This window comes from Pseudoalteromonas luteoviolacea (assembly GCF_021654285.1).
GTDB lineage: Bacteria > Pseudomonadota > Gammaproteobacteria > Enterobacterales > Alteromonadaceae > Pseudoalteromonas > Pseudoalteromonas luteoviolacea_J.
The window spans coordinates 101,609-121,895 of the sequence record NZ_JAKFZS010000017.1 but is presented as its reverse complement, the minus strand read 5'-3'; the positions used below and the strand labels follow the sequence as shown (position 1 = coordinate 121,895).

General features: G+C 42.0%; 20 protein-coding genes. 15 read left to right on the top strand and 5 right to left on the bottom strand.

All coding sequences use genetic code 11. The annotated features are described in order from the left end of the window. Positions 1-150 precede the first annotated feature (150 nt). Together rnr and rlmB are read left to right on the top strand one after the other, a co-directional pair. Complete coding sequence (rnr, locus tag L1077_RS16835) at positions 151-2,643, top strand: ribonuclease R (protein WP_237138130.1); 2,493 nt, start codon at positions 151-153, stop codon at positions 2,641-2,643. Between the two features lie 2 nt (positions 2,644-2,645). Continuing rightward, a complete protein-coding gene (gene rlmB, locus L1077_RS16830; protein ID WP_237138129.1) occupies positions 2,646-3,383 on the top strand; it encodes a 23S rRNA (guanosine(2251)-2'-O)-methyltransferase RlmB in 738 nt (245 codons plus the stop codon). A gap of 16 nt (positions 3,384-3,399) precedes the next feature. Here the strand turns inward: rlmB and yjjG are convergent, their stop codons facing one another. The 3 genes from yjjG to L1077_RS16815 all read right to left on the bottom strand — a co-directional run bounded on the left by yjjG (position 3,400) and on the right by L1077_RS16815 (position 5,566). Then, positions 3,400-4,074, bottom strand: coding sequence for a pyrimidine 5'-nucleotidase (gene yjjG / locus L1077_RS16825; RefSeq protein WP_237138128.1), 675 nt, complete (start codon positions 4,072-4,074; stop codon positions 3,400-3,402). Further along, positions 4,071-4,604: an inosine/xanthosine triphosphatase gene (gene yjjX, locus L1077_RS16820; protein WP_237138127.1), complete on the bottom strand. Its 534-nt coding sequence runs from the start codon at positions 4,602-4,604 to the stop codon at positions 4,071-4,073. Before yjjX ends, yjjG begins: the two co-directional genes overlap by 4 nt. A gap of 62 nt (positions 4,605-4,666) precedes the next feature. After that, positions 4,667-5,566 carry a phosphoribulokinase gene (locus L1077_RS16815; RefSeq protein WP_237138126.1) on the bottom strand — a complete coding sequence of 300 codons (900 nt, stop codon included), beginning with the start codon at positions 5,564-5,566 and terminating at the stop codon, positions 4,667-4,669. A gap of 288 nt (positions 5,567-5,854) precedes the next feature. On the opposite strand from L1077_RS16815, the gene L1077_RS16810 reads away from it, so the two are divergent. The 11 genes from L1077_RS16810 to L1077_RS16760 all read left to right on the top strand — a co-directional run bounded on the left by L1077_RS16810 (position 5,855) and on the right by L1077_RS16760 (position 13,937). After that, positions 5,855-6,718, top strand: coding sequence for a hypothetical protein (locus L1077_RS16810; protein WP_237138125.1), 864 nt, complete (start codon positions 5,855-5,857; stop codon positions 6,716-6,718). A gap of 64 nt (positions 6,719-6,782) precedes the next feature. Then, complete coding sequence (gene galE, locus L1077_RS16805) at positions 6,783-7,799, top strand: UDP-glucose 4-epimerase GalE (RefSeq protein ID WP_237138124.1); 1,017 nt, start codon at positions 6,783-6,785, stop codon at positions 7,797-7,799. A gap of 371 nt (positions 7,800-8,170) precedes the next feature. Next, complete coding sequence (locus L1077_RS16800) at positions 8,171-8,308, top strand: hypothetical protein (protein WP_237138122.1); 138 nt, start codon at positions 8,171-8,173, stop codon at positions 8,306-8,308. Positions 8,309-8,341: 33 nt separating this feature from the next. Further along, complete coding sequence (locus L1077_RS16795) at positions 8,342-8,902, top strand: hypothetical protein (RefSeq protein ID WP_237138121.1); 561 nt, start codon at positions 8,342-8,344, stop codon at positions 8,900-8,902. Between the two features lie 248 nt (positions 8,903-9,150). Beyond that, complete coding sequence (dusA, locus tag L1077_RS16790; protein ID WP_237138119.1) at positions 9,151-10,164, top strand: tRNA dihydrouridine(20/20a) synthase DusA; 1,014 nt, start codon at positions 9,151-9,153, stop codon at positions 10,162-10,164. A 171-nt stretch (positions 10,165-10,335) separates the two neighbouring features. Beyond that, on the top strand, positions 10,336-11,013 hold the full coding sequence (locus L1077_RS16785; RefSeq protein WP_237138117.1) for a PspA/IM30 family protein: 678 nt from the start codon (positions 10,336-10,338) through the stop codon (positions 11,011-11,013). Between the two features lie 9 nt (positions 11,014-11,022). Then, complete coding sequence (locus L1077_RS16780) at positions 11,023-11,223, top strand: PspC domain-containing protein (RefSeq protein ID WP_237138115.1); 201 nt, start codon at positions 11,023-11,025, stop codon at positions 11,221-11,223. A gap of 5 nt (positions 11,224-11,228) precedes the next feature. Continuing rightward, entirely contained in the window at positions 11,229-11,555 is a 327-nt protein-coding gene (locus L1077_RS16775; RefSeq protein ID WP_237138113.1) for a hypothetical protein, read from the top strand. A gap of 105 nt (positions 11,556-11,660) precedes the next feature. Further along, on the top strand, positions 11,661-12,176 hold the full coding sequence (locus L1077_RS16770) for a copper chaperone PCu(A)C (RefSeq protein WP_237138112.1): 516 nt from the start codon (positions 11,661-11,663) through the stop codon (positions 12,174-12,176). Between the two features lie 8 nt (positions 12,177-12,184). Then, complete coding sequence (locus L1077_RS16765) at positions 12,185-13,171, top strand: DUF2333 family protein (protein WP_237138110.1); 987 nt, start codon at positions 12,185-12,187, stop codon at positions 13,169-13,171. Between the two features lie 4 nt (positions 13,172-13,175). Then, positions 13,176-13,937, top strand: a complete 762-nt coding sequence (locus L1077_RS16760; protein WP_237138108.1) for a TIGR04219 family outer membrane beta-barrel protein — start codon at positions 13,176-13,178, stop codon at positions 13,935-13,937. 80 nt (positions 13,938-14,017) lie between these two features. On the opposite strand, the gene L1077_RS16755 is transcribed toward L1077_RS16760, so the two are convergent. Together L1077_RS16755 and L1077_RS16750 are read right to left on the bottom strand one after the other, a co-directional pair. After that, entirely contained in the window at positions 14,018-14,887 is an 870-nt protein-coding gene (locus L1077_RS16755; RefSeq protein WP_237138106.1) for a TIGR03899 family protein, read from the bottom strand. Further along, positions 14,877-15,416: a hypothetical protein gene (locus L1077_RS16750; RefSeq protein ID WP_237138105.1), complete on the bottom strand. Its 540-nt coding sequence runs from the start codon at positions 15,414-15,416 to the stop codon at positions 14,877-14,879. The genes L1077_RS16755 and L1077_RS16750 overlap by 11 nt, the downstream gene beginning before the upstream one ends. Positions 15,417-15,598: 182 nt before the next feature. Here L1077_RS16750 and L1077_RS16745 point away from each other — a divergent pair, with 182 nt between their 5' ends. Beyond that, positions 15,599-17,797, top strand: coding sequence for a bifunctional diguanylate cyclase/phosphodiesterase (locus L1077_RS16745; RefSeq protein ID WP_237138135.1), 2,199 nt, complete (start codon positions 15,599-15,601; stop codon positions 17,795-17,797). 236 nt (positions 17,798-18,033) lie between these two features. Beyond that, a complete protein-coding gene (locus tag L1077_RS16740) occupies positions 18,034-20,247 on the top strand; it encodes a YgiQ family radical SAM protein (RefSeq protein WP_237138103.1) in 2,214 nt (737 codons plus the stop codon). Positions 20,248-20,287 lie beyond the last annotated feature (40 nt).

The following is a 20,287-nucleotide window of genomic DNA, read 5'->3' as shown; positions in this document are numbered from 1 at the left end:
TTAACTCTCCCAGAGTTCCAACTTGGCATTAAGATGTCTAGTTGGAACTCATCTCTGATTATTAAATTATGGTTGCCTTAAATTGTTTGGTTAGGCCATTAGTATGTTTTGCGTTAGAATATAGCTATAACTCCTTTACACAGTTTATGCATGTCAAAGCAGGACCCCTATCTCTCTCGAGAACAAGAAAAATACGATAATCCAGTTCCAAGCCGTGAATTTATACTGGAAAAGATTAAAGCCAGTAGTAAAAAGACCAGCTTTAGCCAATTGTGCCAAGCACTTAATGTGTTTGAAGAAGAGCGCCAAATTGCCTTTAAGCGCCGTCTTCGTGCTATGGAGCGCGATGGGCAGCTGCATTTTAATAAATTCAAATGCTACGTTATCCCCTGTGATGATGGCTTGGTGAAAGGCAAGGTCATTGGTCATCGCGATGGATTTGGCTTTTTGGAAGTCGAAGGTGAGAAAAAGGATTGGTTCATTACCAAGCATCAAATGGATCGCGTATTACACGGAGATTGGGTATTGGCCAAGGCGGCAAGCCGCGGCTCTGGCGGTAAAGTTGAAGCACGTATCGTCCGTGTACTGGAGTCTGAACGTGCCCCTATCATAGGACGTTATTTTGTTGAGCACGGTATGGCGGTGGTTGTGCCTGAAGATCCGCGTTTAACTCAAGATATTGTCATTTTGCCAGGCGGTGAAAAAGGGGCTCGCCATAACCAAATGGTGCAGGTCGAAATTACGCAGCGCCCAAGCAAGCAAATGAATGCCGTTGGTAAAGTTACGGATGTCATTGGCGATCATATGGCGCCGGGCATGGAAATAGAAGTGGCACTGCGTAACCATGATATTCCGCATGTGTGGCCTCAAGCAGTTGAAGAACAAGTCAGCAAACACGGTGAGTTTGTTGCTGAAAAAGACAAGCAAGGGCGTATTGATCTGCGCAATCTACCATTATTGACCATTGATGGTGAAGATGCGCGAGACTTTGATGATGCCGTGCATTGTGAGCGCAAGCGTTCAGGTGGTTGGCGACTTTGGGTTGCCATTGCCGATGTCTCTCACTACGTTGAAAAAAATAGTCCGTTAGATAAAGAAGCGATTGAGCGCGGTAACTCAGTGTACTTCCCTGAGCAAGTAGTACCCATGTTACCTAAGGTATTATCTAACGGCTTATGTTCACTGAATCCAAAAGTGGACAGACTATGTATGGTCGCTGAGATGACAGTTTCAGAGGCTGGAAAATTGTCTGGATACCGTTTTTACGAAGCCGTGATGAATTCTCATGCGCGTCTTACGTATACAAAGGTACATGCGATTTTACAAGGTGATGAAAAACTGCGTGAAGAGTATGCAGATGTCACTGAGCATCTAACTGAATTACATAATATGTATATGGCGCTGAAGTCGGCGCGTCAAACCCGTGGTGCGATTGAGTTTGAAACGCTGGAAACGCGTTTTGTATTTAATGCATATCGTAAGATTGAATCAATTGTGCCTGTGGTTCGAAACGATGCACATAAACTGATCGAAGAGTGCATGATCTTGGCCAATGTCTCTGCGGCAAGGCTACTTGAAAAGCACGACGCGAGCAGTTTGTACCGTGTTCACGATGAGCCAGATCCTGAAAAATTGAGTCACTTTAGACAGTTTTTAAATGATTTGGGTATAGAGAGCCCGATAGGTCATGAGCCGACCCCACTTGAGCTGACCGAAGCACTTGCATCATTGGGTCAGCGTCCTGAAACTGAGCTGATCCAAACCATGTTACTGCGCTCCATGAAGCAAGCGGTGTATCAACCAGACAACATTGGCCACTACGGATTGGCATTGAAAGCGTATGCGCATTTTACTTCACCGATCAGGCGTTATCCTGATTTGGTGGTGCACCGTGCAATCAAAGGGATCTTAGCGGCGCAGGGGCAAACCGTATCTGGTGCTTATGTATATGATGCTGATGAGGCTGATCAGTTGGGTGAGCAGTGCTCCATGACTGAACGTCGCGCTGATGATGCAACACGTGAAGTAGCCGACTGGCTCAAATGTGAGTTTATGCAAGACCATGTTGGCAGTGAGTTCTCTGGCGTGATTTCGTCAGTCACGAACTTTGGTTTATTTGTTCGCCTTGATGAGTTGCAAATTGACGGCATGATCCATGTGAGCAATTTAGGCCATGAGTATTTCCATTTTGATGGTGCAAAGCACTGTTTAGTGGGTGAGCATAGCAAAACGGTTTATCGTTTAGGTGACAAGCTAAGCGTTGTTGTGGCATCAGTGAGCTTGGATGAGCGACGCATCAATTTGGTGCTGGCAGATGAAGCTGAACCAGATCGCTACGCGCGACGTCGTAAAAAGTCAAAGCCGAGTTCAGATGCTGCTAAAAGTAGCGTTCGTGCCCAACTGAAGGCAGGTAAGATCCCAAATGGTAAGTCAGATAAGCAAGATGACTCGTCAGAAAAAAGCGCTAAAAAAGCCAAAAAGCGCAAAAAAACAACCCCAAAAGGGGTGTTGAAAAAAGGCAAAAAAGCGGGCGCATCAGGAAATAAAAAAACCGCTAAAAAGAGTACAGGAAAAAAAGCCACTAAGGCAAAAAGACCGGGTAAAAATGCCCGCAAGAGACAAAAAAATAGTGCTGGAGCATAGTTTTGAGTAATGAATTAATTTTTGGCTTTCACTCTATTGAAGCCATTTTAGCCAAAGAGCCAGAGCGTTTTTTGGAGATATACGCACTAAAAGGACGCGATGATAAGCGCTTGAGTGCAGTGGTTAATGAAGCACGTAAATTTGGTATCTCGGTGCAGTTTATGCAGCGAAAAGCGCTAGATAATAAGGCGAAAGGCGAGCAACACCAAGGCATTATTGCCAATGTTAAAGCGCCGCGTACACTGAATGAAAATGACCTGCAAGGGATCATCGATGCTAACGTCGCGCCATTTTTCTTGGTACTAGATGGCGTGACTGATCCGCACAACTTAGGTGCTTGCTTACGTAGTGCTGATGCGGCAGGTGTACACGCGGTGATTGTACCAAAAGATAAGTCTGCGAAACTCAATGGTACGGCGCGTAAAGTGGCGTGTGGTGCAGCAGAGACAGTACCGCTTATTCAGGTGACTAACCTTGCCAGAACACTTCGTGACATTAAAGAAGCGGGTGTTTGGGTTGTGGGTACCTCTGGTGAAACTGACAGTGAGGTTTTCACTTCAGATTTAAAAGGCCCAATCGCGATTGTGATGGGCGCTGAGGGCGATGGTATGCGTCGCCTAACCAGAGAGCACTGTGATTTATTGGTAAAAATCCCTATGGTTGGCACAGTGTCGAGCTTGAATGTGTCGGTTGCGACCGGTGTTTGCTTGTTTGAAGTACTGCGCCAACGCAGTTTGTAAGCATTATTTGGAGGGGCTACTTCACCAGTAGCGCCTCTAATTCTGATAAATGACTGACTTGATAAGTTGGCGTTATATCCTCTGGGCAGGTTTGTCCATCATGCTGTAACCAGCAACTATCAATACCGAATCGATTAGCACCTAAAATATCACTCTTGGGTGTATCTCCCACCATTAAAACCTGCTCTTTGCTTGGGTTACCTAACAGCGCTAATGTGTGCTCAAAGACTTGAGGATCCGGTTTAGCGACGCCCACTTGCTCAGAAATCACCACATGATCAAAAAAGTGTTTAAACCCTGTTTTATGTAAGCGCTTTTCTTGTAGCGCAGTAAATCCATTGGTGATGATATTCAATGAAGCTGCTGGGTTGAGCGCTGACAGCAGTGACTGTGCGCCCGGCAAAGGGGTGCATATATCCGCCATGGCGTTTAAAAAGCCTAAGTTCAAAGACTCTGGCGAAACCGACAACTTAGAAGCCCATGCATTGAAGCGCGTCACTTGCAGTGTTTGTGCATCAATTTTTCCATCTTGATACTGCACCCAAAGCGGCGCATTGAGGGTTTGATATTCATCGTAGTCTTGTCGGTCGAACGTGACACCATGTTGTTTGAATAAGGTTTGCAGACCAAGAAAAGCATCAAAATGAAATAGCGTTTCATCGGCATCAAAAATGATATGTGAGTACTTCATGAACTATATAACTCTGAATTAATAAACGGTGCCATGGCTAACGTGAGTGCTTGTGTATATGAGCTTTCTCTTGTGGCAAGGTTATTCGTAAGTAGGCCTATCGCGCCACCTTTTTGTTTTATATTGGTGGTGTTGAATACGCGATCCATCACATGTCCAAGCTCTTCACCTTGCTCTAAAGCTGAATATATTTTGTCGGGAAGGGGGAGGTTACAACTTCTGCTGATACTGGTTTGTTGCTTATCTGCAATGACGACAAATGCAAATGTGGCTGCGCCATAGTCAAATCTAGCAGCACCGCCTTCCATCGCGCAGTAATAATCCGCATCATACTGCTCTTTAAGATAATCAACCCGATTTTGAGCGCCTAAACGCGTATCTAACTCGCCAAGCGGTTGGTTTGGCACACCACTAGGTGCATGGTGCCCTTCGCAAATAATTTCTGCTTCTGGAAAGTATTGCTGAAAAATCGTTTTTGCGGCGTTAATTTTGACTGGATTTTTAGAACCTACAAGTATTTTGAGCATCATTTATTTCATATCCCTCAATTTTGAGTGGTTAGTTTACTGAGGGAAAGTGAAATAAGGCAAATTTAAATATTGAGCTCTGTGGGGGCTAAATTTTCATAGGCACGTTTTTTGATGAGCAAATCTTTAATAAGTGGTGTTAACACCAATTCCATCGCCAAACCCATCTTACCACCAGGGACAACCAAGGTATTGACTCGTGACATGAAGCTGCCTTCTATCATTTGCAAATAATAAGGGAAGTTTACATCTTCAATACCACGAAAGCGGATCACCACAAAGCTTTCATCTAGTGAAGGAATGTCTTTTGCGCTGAAAGGGTTAGATGTATCAACCGTTGGTACTCGTTGGAAGTTGATATGCGTGCGAGAAAATTGCGGGGTTATATGATTGATATAATCATCCATACTACGCACAATAGAAGTCATTACCGCTTCTCGTGAGTGGCCACGCTCATGTGTGTCCCTAATAAGTTTTTGGATCCATTCAAGGTTAATGATAGGTACCATGCCAATGAGCAAATCGACATGTTTGGCCACATTATGTTCTTCTGTTACCACTCCTCCATGCAGGCCTTCATAAAACAGCATATCAGTGTTTTTTTCTAGGTCTTGATAGGGTGTAAACGTACCAGGTAATTGGTTATAGGGAACAGCATCATCAAATGTATGTAAGTACTTACGTATTCTTCCATTTCCTGTCCTTCCATAACTGGCAAATAATTCTTCAAGGGCTGCAAAATCATTGGCTTCTTGGCCAAAGTAACTTAGATGCTTGCCTTCTTGTAAGGCTTCTCGTTTGAGTTTATCCATTTCAGGACGCGTGTAGCGATGAAAGCTATCTCCTTCAACCAGTGCCGCTTTGGCGTCGAGACTGCGGAAAATATGTTTAATTGCATTGGTGGTGGTGGTAGTTCCAGCGCCCGAGCTTCCTGTGATCGCAATGATTGGATGTTGTTGTGACATGATAACCTCAATAAAAACGGAATCTAATCGCGGCCTCACTTATTAACTGCGTGTTAGCCGAGTATTTTTGCGCACCAATCGCGCTTGTGCCTTAAGTCATGTGAAGCACAACAAAATCGCTGTCATCATCACTGGAACTTTAATTTGATGTTACTGAAAGTCGAAAATTTCGCAAGCGCTTTGCGAGCATAGGTTATTTTTCATATATCATGGGGGGACTTAAAATGTGAGATTTTATTGGTTTTTGAAGTGTGTACTGGGTAAGATCAAAAATAAAAAGGAATCAAAATGTACAGAGCCATAATCAATGCGCTATTGGTGTGTAGCTTTATTATCATTACACATGCACAGGCAGCAATGCCCAAAAGCCAAATATGGTTGGCACAGGAAAACTCGACCGGCTTTTTAGTAAAACCACTCACTGATAAAGATGTCTACCACAATCAACCCTTGATCACTGAAAAGGGTGTTTACTACACCAAAGAAGTGAAAGCCGAAGGACAATCTCAAACAGATTTATTTTTATATCAATTTGATGATAAGTCGCATACTAATTTGACTAACACGCCTGAATCTGAATATTCCCCTACAATTTTCCCACATAAAAAAGGCATATCAACCATTGTGGTAGAGCAATCGGGAGAGCAAAGGCTGTGGTTTTACCCTGAGGATAAATCTCAGCTTCCTTCACGTATTTTTGAGCACATTAAACCTGTTGGTTATCATGCTTGGGGTAAAAGTGGAGATGTAATTTTGTTCATTTTAGGTGAGCCGCACTCATTGCAATTTACTAATTTATCAGGGCACTTACCTAAGGTTGTGGCAAAAGATATTGGTCGTAGCCTAGCTTATAATTTTGCAAGGGATATATATAGTTTCACATATTTGGTAGATGGCGAGCAGTGGCTTGCAACCTACTCAAGCTCTACTGATAGTGTGAAGAAGCAGTTCAGATTACCTAGAAGTGTGCGTGATTATACTTGGTTTGATGAGAGTACTTTGGCGTATGCGATTGATAATAAAATTTATATTAGAAATATAGATGCACCTAAGTCCGTGAAGTTATGGCGTAATTTGCAAGATTATTGTGATACTGATATCACCAGATTAAGCTATTATGAAGGGACGTTGGCTTTTGTTTGTGAACGATAAACGCTATATAATAAGGGTTCGCAATGCAACAAGCGTAAATGATATTGATTTAGGTAGGGAAAATATGGTGGTTTTAGTTACAGGTGGTGCAGGATATATTGGATCGCACACTGTTGTTGAATTACTCAACCAAGGTGATGAAGTGATTATTGTGGATAATCTCGTGAACTCATCTGTAGTGGCATTGAGTCGTGTTAAGGAGATAACAGGCAAAGATGTTACTTTCTATGAAGGGGATATCCTAGATCGTGACTTCTTAGACTCTGTATTTTCAAAACATAATATTGAACAAGTTATCCATTTCGCAGGCCTAAAATCTGTGGGCGAGTCAGTTCGAAAACCGATTGAGTATTATCAAACTAACGTACAAGGCACTTTAACCTTGTTGGATGCCATGAGGCATGCTGGGGTGTTTAAATTGGTGTTTAGCTCATCGGCTACTGTGTACGGTGATCCTCAAAGCCTCCCTATTCGAGAGGATTTCCCTGTTGGTGGTACAACCAATCCATATGGAACTTCTAAGCTCATGGCAGAAATGGTTTTGCAAGATGTTGCTAAATCAGATGAGAGATGGGCGTTTGCTATATTACGCTACTTTAACCCTGTTGGTGCACATAAGTCAGGCTTAATTGGTGAAGACCCGAATGGTATCCCAAACAATTTGCTACCATACATCACACAGGTGGCGGTAGGTAAGTTAGAAAGACTAGGGATCTTTGGTAACGATTACGATACGCATGACGGTACAGGTGTACGAGATTATATTCACGTTGTCGATCTTGCTATCGGTCATTTAAAGTCTCTTAAAAAGTTAGAAAGTCATAATGGTGTACATATCTATAATTTAGGCACAGGTAATGGCTATTCTGTACTTGATATGGTTAACGCGTTTGAAGTGGCTTCAAATAAGCCGATTCCATACGATATAAAACCACGCCGTACAGGGGATATTTCGGCTTGTTATGCTGCCCCCGAAAAAGCAAAAGATGAGTTAGATTGGGCTGCACAAAAAGGTCTGGGCGAGATGATGAGTGACTCATGGAATTGGCAGAAGCAAAATCCAAATGGGTACGATGCGTAAATAGTCTGGAAAAGCAGCCTTGGGTAGATTGTGAAAAGTTTTGCAATTTCTGACGTTATGAAAATGTTTATTATTGTGCGCTTGCGTATTAATATAGACACATTGTCATTTTGCATTAAACGTGAAATGCCCACAGAGCAGTAGGAGGAAAAATTTTTAATTTACTTTTACTGCACGATGGGGTACCAATAAAGTTGGCAATAATTTAAACAGTGAATGCAATTCACTGTTTAAGCTGACCCATTTACTGAACTTAATTTAACTGGCGCCAGCGCTAATATCATTATTTAGATTGACTATGATATTTAATAAGGCTTTTCGTTACGTAATGTCTTTTGTAATTAATATTTTTATATTAAGGAATTGTGGTTATGAAATTGAGAAAAAAGAATATAAAGTTACTATCTAAACGTGAGCTTAGTCGTGTGAAAGGCGGCACTGCTGATACTTTTGAGCCACCTCAAGCAAGGTTCTTTATCAAAACAAAGTTTGAATGTGCCGTCAGGTAGCATTGAAATTGGAAAGGTAAGATGTGAATAAGCATGGATGAATTTCTAATAGCACTTAATACTGCAATTAAAATACTTTTTTCTCTTGTTGTACTCTTTTTAGTCATTAAGTTTTGGGAACGAAGATTTAGTCTGTTTTTTGGTGGTAAAGATAGTTTAAAAACAATTCAAGATCATGAATTACACTCTTGCTTTCTCACTGCTTTATGTATAGTTGTTTTTTATCTGACTGGCGTAACGTTATCAGGTGAAATCCGAGCACTGCCGATGGAAAAAATAGCTTTACGTAGGGTTTTTTACTTCACAGGGATTGTTAATTTTACAGCCTTTTTTCTATCTGTTTATCTTTTACATTTTATTCGCGGGTGTAATTTTTCTAGTGTCGCTAAGGCGGTTCTTTGTTTGATGTTTATTGAAGTGACAATCTTCTATATTCAATTGGTTACGAGAGGGTATTTTGAGTTTAGTGGATTCTCTTCGAAGGTGTACCAAATTGTCATAGCAACCTGCAATATTACGACTCTCATTGTGCTAGTTGGCTTTGCAACACGACACACTTTGCACCGAAAAGATGAAAGTTGCAAAATAGAATAAGTGTACCCCTCATGCTCAATAGACTCCTATAGTTTGCGAACTGTTATTGCTGTCGTTTTGTGTCTTCAGGTGATGTATAATTTGTGCTTAATTTATTCGTGTGACGGCGCAATGAAGGTTATACCATGCGGCGTTATTATTACTTGATTGAAAGCAAATCAGAACGCCCCTTTTTATAGTTAATTAGCCAACAGTTTTTAAAAGAAACAGAGAGGCTCCATTAACCGGGGGTAGTCAGTTGAGGTTGTATGCAAAACTCAGATAAATCAGGCGCTAGCCCAGTAAATACAAATGATTCAGCGTTTCGCCGCTTTAGTGTGGCACCGATGTTGGATTGGACTGATCGACATTGCCGAACATTTCATCGCAAGCTGAGCAAACATGCTGTCCTCTATACCGAAATGATCACCACGGGTGCAATCATCTATGGTAAAGGTGATTACTTAGCATTTGGCGATCACGAGATGCCTGTTGCGTTACAATTGGGAGGCTCGGATCCAAAAGCTTTGGCTGAGTGTGCTAAACGCGCTCAAGAATATGGTTACAATGAAGTGAATCTAAATGTAGGCTGCCCTTCAGATAGAGTTCAAAATGGTCGATTTGGTGCTTGTTTGATGGCTGAGCCAAATCTTGTTGCTGAATGTGTTGCCGCAATGAAAGCAGAAGTATCTATCCCGGTAACAGTGAAAACGCGCATTGGTATCGATGAGCAAGATTCTTATGAGTTCTTAACAGCCTTGATTGAGGCATCTCATCAAGTTGGATGTGATGATTTTATTATTCATGCAAGAAAAGCTTGGTTGCAGGGGTTAAGTCCAAAAGAGAATAGAGAAATTCCACCGCTTGATTACCCTAGAGTTTATAAGTTAAAGCAAGACTATGCGAATCTACATATTAGTATTAATGGTGGAGTTAAGACGCTAGAAGAGTGCCAGCATCATTTGGAACATTTGGATGGTGTAATGGTCGGTCGAGAAGCATATAGCAATCCTTTCTTACTTTCACAAGTTGATGAAAAGCTGTATGGAGATGCACCATTTACGCAGACTCGTCATGAAGTTGTGCGCAGTATGTATGACTATTTTGAGCAAGAGATGACGCGTGGCGCAAACTTCTGGCACATTGCACGTCATATGTTGGGGATATTCCAAAACCAACCAGGTGCACGAGGCTATAGACGTCATTTATCCGAGAATGGTCACAAGAAAGATGCAGATATTAGCGTCATGGAAAAAGCACTTACATTTGTGCCTGAGGTTTAATAACTGTTCATGACCAAAAAAACAATTTTTTGGTCATATTTACCACATTTTAATCATCTACTTTAGTTGTATGTGCTACACCTTTCATTAAGTTTCTGTTTTTACTAAGCTTTAATATTTGGCATAGAGTTTGGAACAGTAGAGTCATCATATGTTATCAAGGAACATGTTATGGCTTTAATCAACCGCATCGAAGATCTAATTAAATCGGAATTTAACACGTTACTCGGTGATGCCTGCTCGAGTGAGCGTTGTTCGCCGAATATCAATAACACATCTGAGCGAATCCAGGCGCTCATTATCCAATTAAAAACGGAAGCTTCGTTAGCCCGCAAACAAGTTGTTAACTATGAGGGGGCTATTGCAGAATGGTATGAAAAAGCACAGTATGCTCTAGAAAAGGGGAGAGAGGATTTGGCGAAGGCGGCTTTAAATGAAAGATATAGCTGCCAGAATAAATTATCCTCACTAAAAACACACCTTGAAAACTTGTCTCAAGCGCTGCACAAATTAGAGCAAGATCACCGCACTTTGCAATCAGGACAGAAAAGAGATGTTCAAGGTGAAAGCCGAAGACACATCATTAAAGAAGAGTGTTTACGTGCAAGGCTCAAATTAAAGCAAGTACTACATGGACCAGACATGCAAGGCTTAGCGTCACATATATCTGAGTGGGAAAGAAAGCTCACAGCAACAGAACTTCCTACTGCACCTTCCTTTTCGAGCCCAACACGTAAAAAAATAGATGAGTTGAATCGATTGATCCAACATGAAAATGTCACGTCTATGCTGCAATCTTTAAAGCAAAAACTTGTATCTGCATCGTCAAGTAAGTCGTTATCTCAGTAGGAGAAAGTTATGCATTCACGAAAATATGAGAGTACTTTGAGTCCTCGAGGACGAGAAAAAATTGCGGGTGTTTGTTGTGAAGTTGCACAACGTATCGATTTGCCGGTTTGGTTGGTTCGTTTATTGTTAGTCTTGATGGCATTCAAATTTACTTGGCCTTGCATTATTGGCTACTTCATCGGGTGGTTGTGTTTGGCGGATAAAAAGTAGGGGGCATGATGAAAACAGTGACTTTATTGTTGTGCGCGTTACTCATTGCACTGGTTTTTTCATGGTTATCTATTCCCTACACTGCACTGGGCTTATCAGGTTTATTTCAAGAGTTTGGGTGGGTCGGCTTGGAGTTGTTTGGCTTTTTGTTGGTGATGGTCTGTGGAATTGCGATTGTGGCATTACTCAGTGTCGGATTACTGGGGGTCGGGTTAGTCATGCTCATTGGGCTAGTATTGGCATTTTTATTTAACTCCGTCATGATCGCAATTCCTTTACTTATGATACTCGCACTGACTTGGTTGGTATTTGAAAAAGCACCTCAGCAGTGATGCGGCTTAAAGCTGGTGGCTATAATTTACTGTGAATTCAGTGCTCAAGAGCGGTATAATCATCGTATCTAATACTGTTTTATTCAGAATTAAAGGAATCCAGCCATGCGTAAAGCGTTTGCATTTGTATCTCTGTTGTCGTTATCTTTTTTTGGTGTTGCTCATAATCATCAACATGATGGGCATGACCATCATCAACATCACACTGCGCAAGATTCAGCCAGTCTTCAGGTAAATAAAGCGAAGATTCGTGCATTTTTACCTGCTGCGAAATCTACAGCTGGTTATATGACTCTTCATAACAGTACTGCGAAGCCTATTACGATTGTAAGCGCTAAAATAGAAGGGCTGGGTCGTGTTGAAATTCATGAGCATATTCACAGTAACGGCATGATGAAAATGCAGCCTGTAAAAGCGCTGACTGTGCCAGCGAAGGGGCATGTTGAATTTAAACCAGGTGGTTATCACCTAATGGGTTTTGATCCAAAAGTTAAGTTAAAAGTAGGCGAAACCCGTAAACTCACACTATATTTTTCTGGTGGTGAAAAAGTTGAAAGCACTATTAAAGTTGTTTCTTTAAAAGACGAATTTTCCAACGAGTCACACCATCATCATCATTAGGAGCTAGGATGAAAGAATACAAGGGCAAAGTATTTGCCGCACTGGCTGGTATTGTCGTTTTGGGTTATATACTGGCCGTGTATTGGAGCTTTGAGCCTGAACAGTTTGATGTAGTCGAGCGTGCAAAACAGCATGCTGATGAGCAACAAACAACGTTGGTGACAGGTTACGTTACAACGAATACGTTAATTGAGGTTATGCAAACTATATTAGACAAGCCGGGTGGTTATTTGTCTAACGATGTACTGCCTCCTAGCGTTTTAATGGATAACATGCCTGCTTGGGAGTTTGGTGTACTGGAAATGTCGAGAGACTTAGCTTTGTCTATGCGCAAAGACTTTAGCCGCTCACAGTCACAATCTACTGAGCATCCAAGCTTAAAAAAAGCGCAACCTAAATTTAATATAAGCTCTACAGCATGGATCTTACCCAGTGCTGAAAGTGAATACCAAGCAGGTATTCGTTTTTTACAAGAGTACCAAGCGCAAATTTCGAATCAAACGCAAGTTGATAGCCAGTTTTATGCACGTGCAGACAACCTGAGAGGTTGGTTAAAAGAGGCTGAAAAGCGCATGGGTAGCCTGAGTCAAAGACTCAGTGCCAGTGTTGGACAGGAACGAATAAATACTGACTTAGCAGGAGACGCGAGTGCTGCTCAGGCGACAGCAGGTAAGCAGCAGTCAGTTGTAAAGACATCGTGGTGGAAAATTGATGATGTTTTTTACGAGTCTCGCGGTGCAACATGGGCATTACTGCACTTTTTGAAGGCTGTAGAGCATGATTTTTCCGATGTGTTGGAAAAGAAAAATGCCAAAGTGAGCTTGCAGCAAATTATTCGGGAATTAGAAGCCACGCAGGAAACTGTTTGGAGCCCGGTAATTTTGAATGGTAGTGGCTTTGGTTTTGTAGCTAATCACTCATTAGTGATGGCGAATTATATATCTAGAGCAAATGCAGCTCTAATAGAACTCAGTGAACTTTTAGCGCAAGGATAAAAAAATGAAAAAGTATTGTTTAGCGGCAGCGTTGTCTCTGGCTTGCCTTACACCTGCAGCACATGCTGATACTTTATTAGGTTTATACTTAGGAGCCGAAGGGTGGCAAAGTGACCCTGAAGGTAGCTTTGCAGAAAAAGGTAATCTTCAAACATTTGATTTTGAAGACGAGACCTTTTCAAGTTTTTATGCAGCTCTTGAACACCCGGTTCCACTCGTACCTAATGTTAAACTGAAATACACTGAGCTTGAGCTGGTGGGTAGTACAACTTTAACAGATACGTTTGAGTTTGGTGATAGTAACTTCACCGTTGGTACACAAGCGAATACGGTCGCCGACTTAAATCATATTGACTATATTTTTTACTACGAGTTATTTGATAACGATCTCGTTTCTTTTGATTTTGGTATCAATGCCAAGCAGTTTGATGCAGATGTGGTTGTAACTGGTGATGTTAATGGTACGCAAGTGACTGAAACTGTCGACTTCTCAGGGTTTGTTCCTCTTGGTTATCTCCGCGCTGAAGTCGGCTTACCGCTAACAGGGCTGAGTGTATTCGCTGAGGGCAGCCTACTTGCGATTGATGACAGCAAAATCCAAGATTATCAAATTGGTGTCGCTTGGGAGTTTATCGATAACTTAGCCGTCGATGTTGCAGTGAGAGCTGGCTATCGCTCTCTAGTACTTGAGCTCGATGATATCGATGATTTCGATTCTGATATCGACGCGTCAGGCCCATTTGCGGGTTTACAAGTGCATTTCTAATCCACTAACTCTGCAAGTATGTACTGCTTTGAATAGCCCTGAAGCGATGATGTTCGTGTGAGGGCTATTTTTTTTGTGTGTTACTCAAAGGTGAGCGTAAACTCGTCCTCTAAAGTTTTGTTGAGCAATTGACGGTATGTTTTATTGACAGGTGTATTGATCAGCTTCTTCAGTTCATCCCCCGTCTGCGTCAGTTTATAGTAGCTCATGACTAATTCATTGCTTTTAGCTTCAAAGCTCACTTTTTGGTTTTGATAAACGAGAGTGAGTGACTGACCTTTTTGCAAACTGGATGACTCGATTTCTTGGCGATACATCAGGTTGATATCCATTAATGTAAGGATATGTGGGAAGCTTAAACCTGCTTGTGCTAAATTAATTGTTTCGGTACTGCCTTTTCTCAATAAATCTAGTAACGAAGGTTTTTTATAGTAGCCGAGAATGATTAAATAACTATCTTCTTTTTCTAAATACCCACATAGTGAGGCACACTTTTGTAGGGCTTCTGCCTCTCGTTGTGTCATTAACTTGAGCGTTTGCAGACTTTTAATTGAAAACGTTCCCGGTGCAATGGACTCTCCAACAAGTATTTTTGCCCATAATTTTTGCATCGTTTGATTAGCAATATCTTCTGCTAAGGAAATGAAATGCTCTAGCCAATCTGGATCCGGTCTTCCACGGCTCGTCACATCAGGGCAAAGAGATAAAGACATACCCATTACGGCTTCAATGTTTTGTTGACGCTGTATTTTTTGAAGTTGTTGCCTTTTTAGGGCCCTTTTTAGTGTACCGTGCTCACTTTTGACAAAAAAGCTATTTTGCTGAGTTGGGCCAGAAGCAAAACGTCCATTTGTGACAGCGGGTTTTGCGTGTTTGATCATGGCATAGCCAAGCTTTTCTTCTATGAGCAAGGCTAAACTTGAGCGGGCTTGGGCACTTTTAATCGTCATTTTTATCTGGACCCATTGGTTGTAATTGAAGTTGAGAGTTCATTTCATTGATGGCAGTTTGTACTATTTTTTCTAAATAATACTTAGTGAGTAACGCATTCAAACCACCAATAATGGGAGAAAGTACTTCTCCGTGGATCACTATTGAGATGAACTGTGTGTTCGGTTGAAAATATATACGCATCTTTGCTTGATGTTCTTCATGAAACCTTAAGTGATATTGCAGCTCAAGAGCTTTCTTTTCTACTAGTGTTGCGTCAACTCTGCCACCAGAGTGATTAAAAGCAACAAACCCACCTACTTTTTCTTCATTTTGCATCGACAGCAATTGTATTTTACTCGACTCTAATACATTGATTGCCTGTACCCAATTTTTTGTGGATAGCATAAATTTTATAGCATACGGATGATCTTGAGCAATCGGCTCAGTGACTGTAATTCGGTAGGTTGTGGGCAGTATGTTGACGATGATGAGGCTGATCAGCACACTAAAAGTAATGGCTTTTAAGATTGTTTGAATAACCTGCACTTGTACTCCCTCGACGTTTTATTTGCGTCTTAATTGAGCGCAAGTATTTGAACATCGTCTATAATATTACTTGGGTGTTAATGAATGTAGAACACGATAGTAAAAACCTATCATATTTTATAAGATGAAATATAGAAAAAGCTGCTCTTGCAGAATTGATGTGGTTAAGCATAAGGTGGATGATGGCGTCTGAGCAAGAAGATTTTCTGTTTGCAGATCAAGAAGTTTCCCATGATATCCAAGAAGATGAAAAGGGCTTTTGGGACGTTTTGGTGGTGGACGATGATCCTGAAATACACTCTGTGACAAAGCTTGCTTTGTCTGGGGTGGAGTTTTGGGGGAAAACGTTACGTTTTCATCATGCCTACTCAGGAAAAGAAGCCGTTGCCTCGTTAAAGAATCTACCTGAAGTATGTGTCTTACTACTTGATGTTGTCATGGAGAGTGATGACGCAGGCTTGAACGTGGTTAAGCAAGTTCGCGAAGAAATAGGCAATCACGCAGTGCGGATCATATTACGTACTGGCCAACCTGGGTATGCGCCAGAAGAAAAAGTGATCAGAGAGTACGACATCAATGATTATAAAATGAAGACTGAGCTTACCCGCGGTAAGTTGGTGACATCATTGATGACTGCAATTCGTTCTTACCAACAAATTTGCGAACTAGAGCAGCAAAGCGTGGCTTTGGCAAATATATTAGATGCTTCACAGGCTATTCTCGGCCATACAGATATGGTTTCGTTTGGCAAGGCCGTAGTTCGGCAGTTAGCTAAGATCATCGGCGCCCATGATAGTGGACTGGTGGCGGGTATCACCAATGGATCTCGCGTGATTATTTTTGGTGGGACAGAGCACTACGAAGAGTTTATTGGGCAAGGGCTTGAGCAGCTCGATAACGGCAGAGTGATTATGCAAGTGCAAAATTGCTTTGACCGTGAAGTGCACCAACATACAGACCACGATATTACGTTTTTATTAAAAGGAAAAAGCAGAAAAGCAGCAATTTTCATTGAGATTGAGCAACCTCCGTCAGCCTCTCAACTGCAATTCGCGGAGATATTTTTGGCTAATGTGGGAGTGGGCGTTGACAATATAAAATTGATCAATGAGCTGCGAGATGTTGCGTATAAAGATGCGCTTACACGGTTGCCCAATAGAGCTAATTTTGTTGATCTAATCGCACAGTTTTATCAACCAGACAGTGATGATTTAGTGTTTGTGCTACTTGATATTGCACAGTTTTCTGATATCAATAATGGTTTGGGTCAGGAAGTAGGTAACTTGCTATTGCTCGCAGTGAAAGAGCGACTTTGCCTTGAGTTTCCACAAAGTCAGTTATTATCACGTATTGGTGCCGATGTATTTGGCTTATTATTACCAAGTCAGTTGTTTGATGAGCAGGGTTTCGTAGATACCATCACTGTGCCTTATCAAGTCGGTGAGCATGTATTAACTATGCATTTTCATATTGGTGTTTGTCGTCAAGCAGACTTTCATCATCTAGGTCTAGAAACACTTAAGTTAGCCTACATAGCGCTGAATCAAGCAAAACAAGCGAATAAGATTTTAGATTGGTACACGCCAGACTTAGAAGAAAAAATGGCGTGGCGACTTGGTTTGATCCGCCAACTTAGACAAGACTTTGAAATGAATAAGCTAGAAGTCTGGTATCAGCCACAGTTTAGTTTAGAGAGCAATAAAGTGATTGGTTGTGAGGCTTTGTTGCGTTGGCCATCAGGTAACGGTGATTATATTTCCCCAGGTATCTTTGTTCCATTAGCCGAGGACTCTGGACTCATTGTTGATATTGGCCAGTGGGTATTGGAGCAAGCATGTAAGTTACAACACCAGCTCAGTGCCCAAGACATTGACATTAGTGTGGCGGTGAACGTGTCAGTGCCGCAATTCAAAGTGAATAACTACGCTGAGCAAGTAAAAAATACGATCACCCATTATCAGGTCTCTCCTGAAAAAATAGAATTAGAAGTGACAGAAAGCGTGGTCATGGATGAAGTAAAAACGGTTATTGAGACGTTAGGTGAGTTAAAATCTTTTGGTGTTGAAGTGGCCATTGATGATTTTGGTACGGGGTTTTCATCGCTGAGCTATCTACAACAGTTGCCGCTTGCACGTTTAAAAATTGATCGTGCATTTGTTAAAGATATTCCTGATTCAGATAGTGGAGCAATTGCTGATTTGGTAATTTCATTAGGCCGTCATCTGGGCTTGAAAACGATTGCTGAAGGGGTGGAAACGCAGCAGCAAGTTGATGTACTCAAAAAGCTGGGTTGTGATGAAGTACAGGGGTTTTTATTGGCAAAGCCCATGCCTAAAGATGAGTTGTTAGTGTTTTTAAATACCACTGATAGCGACAAATGAATAGCATAAAGTAAGCTTTGCTCATATCTTTAATACACAGATAGCTGTCTCGCATTCCCACCGAAAAAGATGATAACTTTGCCAAAACCGTAATTTTATTCCGTTTTTTAATTTATATTAGATTAATAATTACAGTGATTTAGGTTTTTTAGCTCATACTTTCACCATCTATAGTACGGTATAGCGTGCCGCTGAGGTATAATAATAACCTTGCAAATTATTTGAGCCGTCACTCTATGAATACATCAAAGGTCTCCGGGTTAAAAGCGGAACGTTCGCTTTTCTCATATCCTAAATACTGGGCTGAATGCTTTGGCCCAGCCCCATTTTTACCAACTTGCCGTGCTGAAATGGATGCTTTAGGGTGGGACAGTTGTGACATCATCATTGTTACAGGTGACGCATATGTCGATCATCCAAGCTTTGGTATGGCGGTAATTGGCCGAGTACTAGAAGCACAGGGATTCAGAGTAGGGATTATTGCGCAGCCGGACTGGTCCGATAAAACAGCCTTTGAGTCACTGGGTAAGCCAAACCTATTTTTTGGTGTGACGGCTGGCAATATGGACTCTATGATCAATCGTTATACTGCAGAGAAGCGGATCCGTCATGATGATGCTTATACACCAGGTAATGTCGGTGGTAAGCGTCCAGATAGAGCTGTGGTTGTGTACAGTCAACGCTGCCGTGAAGCATACAAAGATGTACCTGTTGTGATTGGTGGTATTGAGGCCAGCTTACGTCGTATTGCACATTATGATTACTGGCAAGAAAAAGTGCGCCGCAGTGTTATCTTTGATGCCAAAGCGGATATCTTGATTTACGGTAATGCTGAGCGTCCATTGGTTGAAGTGGCGCATCGTATTGCCAATGGCGAGACCATTGACACAATTCAAGATGTGCGAGGCACAGCAGTTATTCGTAAGACGCCAATTGAGGGTTGGCGAGGCAGCGATTCAACTGCCATCGATAAAGTAGGGAAGATTGACCCTATTCCAAATCCATATGGTGCAGATGATATGGGGTGTAGCAAGTCCGAATTTGCCAAAGCAGGTATCGATTTAAAAAGTGAGGCGGCAAAGCCTATCACCGTACAGCCGCCAAGATTAAAGCCGTGGGAAAAGGTATATGTGAAGCTGCCTGCTTTTGAGCAAGTGAGTGTGAATAAGCCATTATATGCACATGCTTCGCGTATCTTGCACCAAGAAACAAACCCAGGGTGTGCAAGAGCACTATTCCAACGTCATGGAGATCGCTCAGTCTGGGTAAACCCGCCAGCATTTCCGCTAGAAACAGAAGAAATGGATCATGTTTTTGGATTACCTTATCAACGTATTCCACACCCAGCTTATGGCGATGACAAGATCCCAGCCTATGACATGATCAAAACCTCAGTCAACATTATGCGGGGCTGTTTTGGGGGCTGCAGTTTCTGCTCGATTACTGAGCATGAAGGTCGAATTATTCAAAGTCGTTCAGAAGAGTCTATTATCGAAGAAATAGAACAGATCAGAGATAAAGTACCGGGCTTTACTGGGGTGATTTCTGATTTAGGCGGCCCGACCGCAAACATGTATAAACTGCGTTGTAAGAGTAAAAAAGCGGAAAGCACCTGTCGTCGTCTATCGTGTGTGTACCCAGATATTTGTAAGCACATGGACACAGATCACACCCCGACAATAGAACTGTATCGCAAAGCACGAGATGTTGAAGGGGTTAAAAAGATCTTGATAGCTTCAGGCGTTCGCTACGACTTGGCGATTGAAGATCCGCGTTATGTCAAAGAGTTGGTATCCCATCATGTTGGCGGCTACTTAAAAATTGCACCTGAGCATACTGAAAGTGGCCCGTTGTCGAAGATGATGAAGCCTGGTATGGGCACCTATGATAAGTTCAAAGAGTTATTTGATAAGTACTCAAAAGAGGCAGGCAAAAAGCAATACTTGATACCTTACTTTATTTCAGCACATCCAGGCACAACGGATGAAGATATGGTGAATATGGCGCTGTGGTTGAAAGCACATGACTTTAAGTTAGATCAGGTACAAAACTTTTATCCATCGCCTATGGCCAATGCAACCACAATTTACCACACTGAAATGAACTCGTTGCGTAACATCAAAAACAATCATGAGGAAGTGCCGGTACCAAAAGGTGCGCGTCAGCGTCGCCTACATAAAGCCATTTTACGTTATCATGACCCTGCGGGCTGGCCACAGATCCGTGAAGCGCTGAAAAACATGGGTAAAGCACACTTAATCGGTCGAGGGCCTGAGTGCTTGGTGCCTGATGAAAACACGCGAGGTAGAGAAGCGGGCTCAGGGCAAAAGCGCGGCAATAAAGCACTGACAAAGCACACTGGGTTTAGCCAGTTCAATCAAGCGAATACGAAACCTAGAGTCGGTAAAAATAAACGCAAGCCCAACAAGAGTAAGCCAACACATCATTAAAATAAAAAAGCCGCTCAGTGCGGCTTTTTTTATGACGTGT

Excerpts from the sequence above, each read along its gene's own strand:
- L1077_RS16815 (WP_237138126.1), bottom strand. The coding sequence starts at position 5,566 with ATGTCACAACAACATCCAATCATTGCGATCACAGGAAGCTCGGGCGCT.
- L1077_RS16765 (WP_237138110.1), top strand. The coding sequence starts at position 12,185 with ATGAAAGAATACAAGGGCAAAGTATTTGCCGCACTGGCTGGTATTGTC.
- L1077_RS16780 (WP_237138115.1), top strand. The coding sequence starts at position 11,023 with ATGCATTCACGAAAATATGAGAGTACTTTGAGTCCTCGAGGACGAGAA.
- L1077_RS16740 (WP_237138103.1), top strand. The coding sequence starts at position 18,034 with ATGAATACATCAAAGGTCTCCGGGTTAAAAGCGGAACGTTCGCTTTTC.
- galE (WP_237138124.1), top strand. The coding sequence starts at position 6,783 with ATGGTGGTTTTAGTTACAGGTGGTGCAGGATATATTGGATCGCACACT.
- L1077_RS16770 (WP_237138112.1), top strand. The coding sequence starts at position 11,661 with ATGCGTAAAGCGTTTGCATTTGTATCTCTGTTGTCGTTATCTTTTTTT.
- yjjX (WP_237138127.1), bottom strand. The coding sequence starts at position 4,604 with ATGATGCTCAAAATACTTGTAGGTTCTAAAAATCCAGTCAAAATTAAC.
- rnr (WP_237138130.1), top strand. The coding sequence starts at position 151 with ATGTCAAAGCAGGACCCCTATCTCTCTCGAGAACAAGAAAAATACGAT.
- dusA (WP_237138119.1), top strand. The coding sequence starts at position 9,151 with ATGCAAAACTCAGATAAATCAGGCGCTAGCCCAGTAAATACAAATGAT.
- L1077_RS16775 (WP_237138113.1), top strand. The coding sequence starts at position 11,229 with ATGATGAAAACAGTGACTTTATTGTTGTGCGCGTTACTCATTGCACTG.
- L1077_RS16810 (WP_237138125.1), top strand. The coding sequence starts at position 5,855 with ATGTACAGAGCCATAATCAATGCGCTATTGGTGTGTAGCTTTATTATC.
- L1077_RS16745 (WP_237138135.1), top strand. The coding sequence starts at position 15,599 with ATGGCGTCTGAGCAAGAAGATTTTCTGTTTGCAGATCAAGAAGTTTCC.
- L1077_RS16785 (WP_237138117.1), top strand. The coding sequence starts at position 10,336 with ATGGCTTTAATCAACCGCATCGAAGATCTAATTAAATCGGAATTTAAC.
- L1077_RS16755 (WP_237138106.1), bottom strand. The coding sequence starts at position 14,887 with ATGACGATTAAAAGTGCCCAAGCCCGCTCAAGTTTAGCCTTGCTCATA.
- L1077_RS16800 (WP_237138122.1), top strand. The coding sequence starts at position 8,171 with ATGAAATTGAGAAAAAAGAATATAAAGTTACTATCTAAACGTGAGCTT.
- yjjG (WP_237138128.1), bottom strand. The coding sequence starts at position 4,074 with ATGAAGTACTCACATATCATTTTTGATGCCGATGAAACGCTATTTCAT.
- L1077_RS16760 (WP_237138108.1), top strand. The coding sequence starts at position 13,176 with ATGAAAAAGTATTGTTTAGCGGCAGCGTTGTCTCTGGCTTGCCTTACA.
- L1077_RS16795 (WP_237138121.1), top strand. The coding sequence starts at position 8,342 with ATGGATGAATTTCTAATAGCACTTAATACTGCAATTAAAATACTTTTT.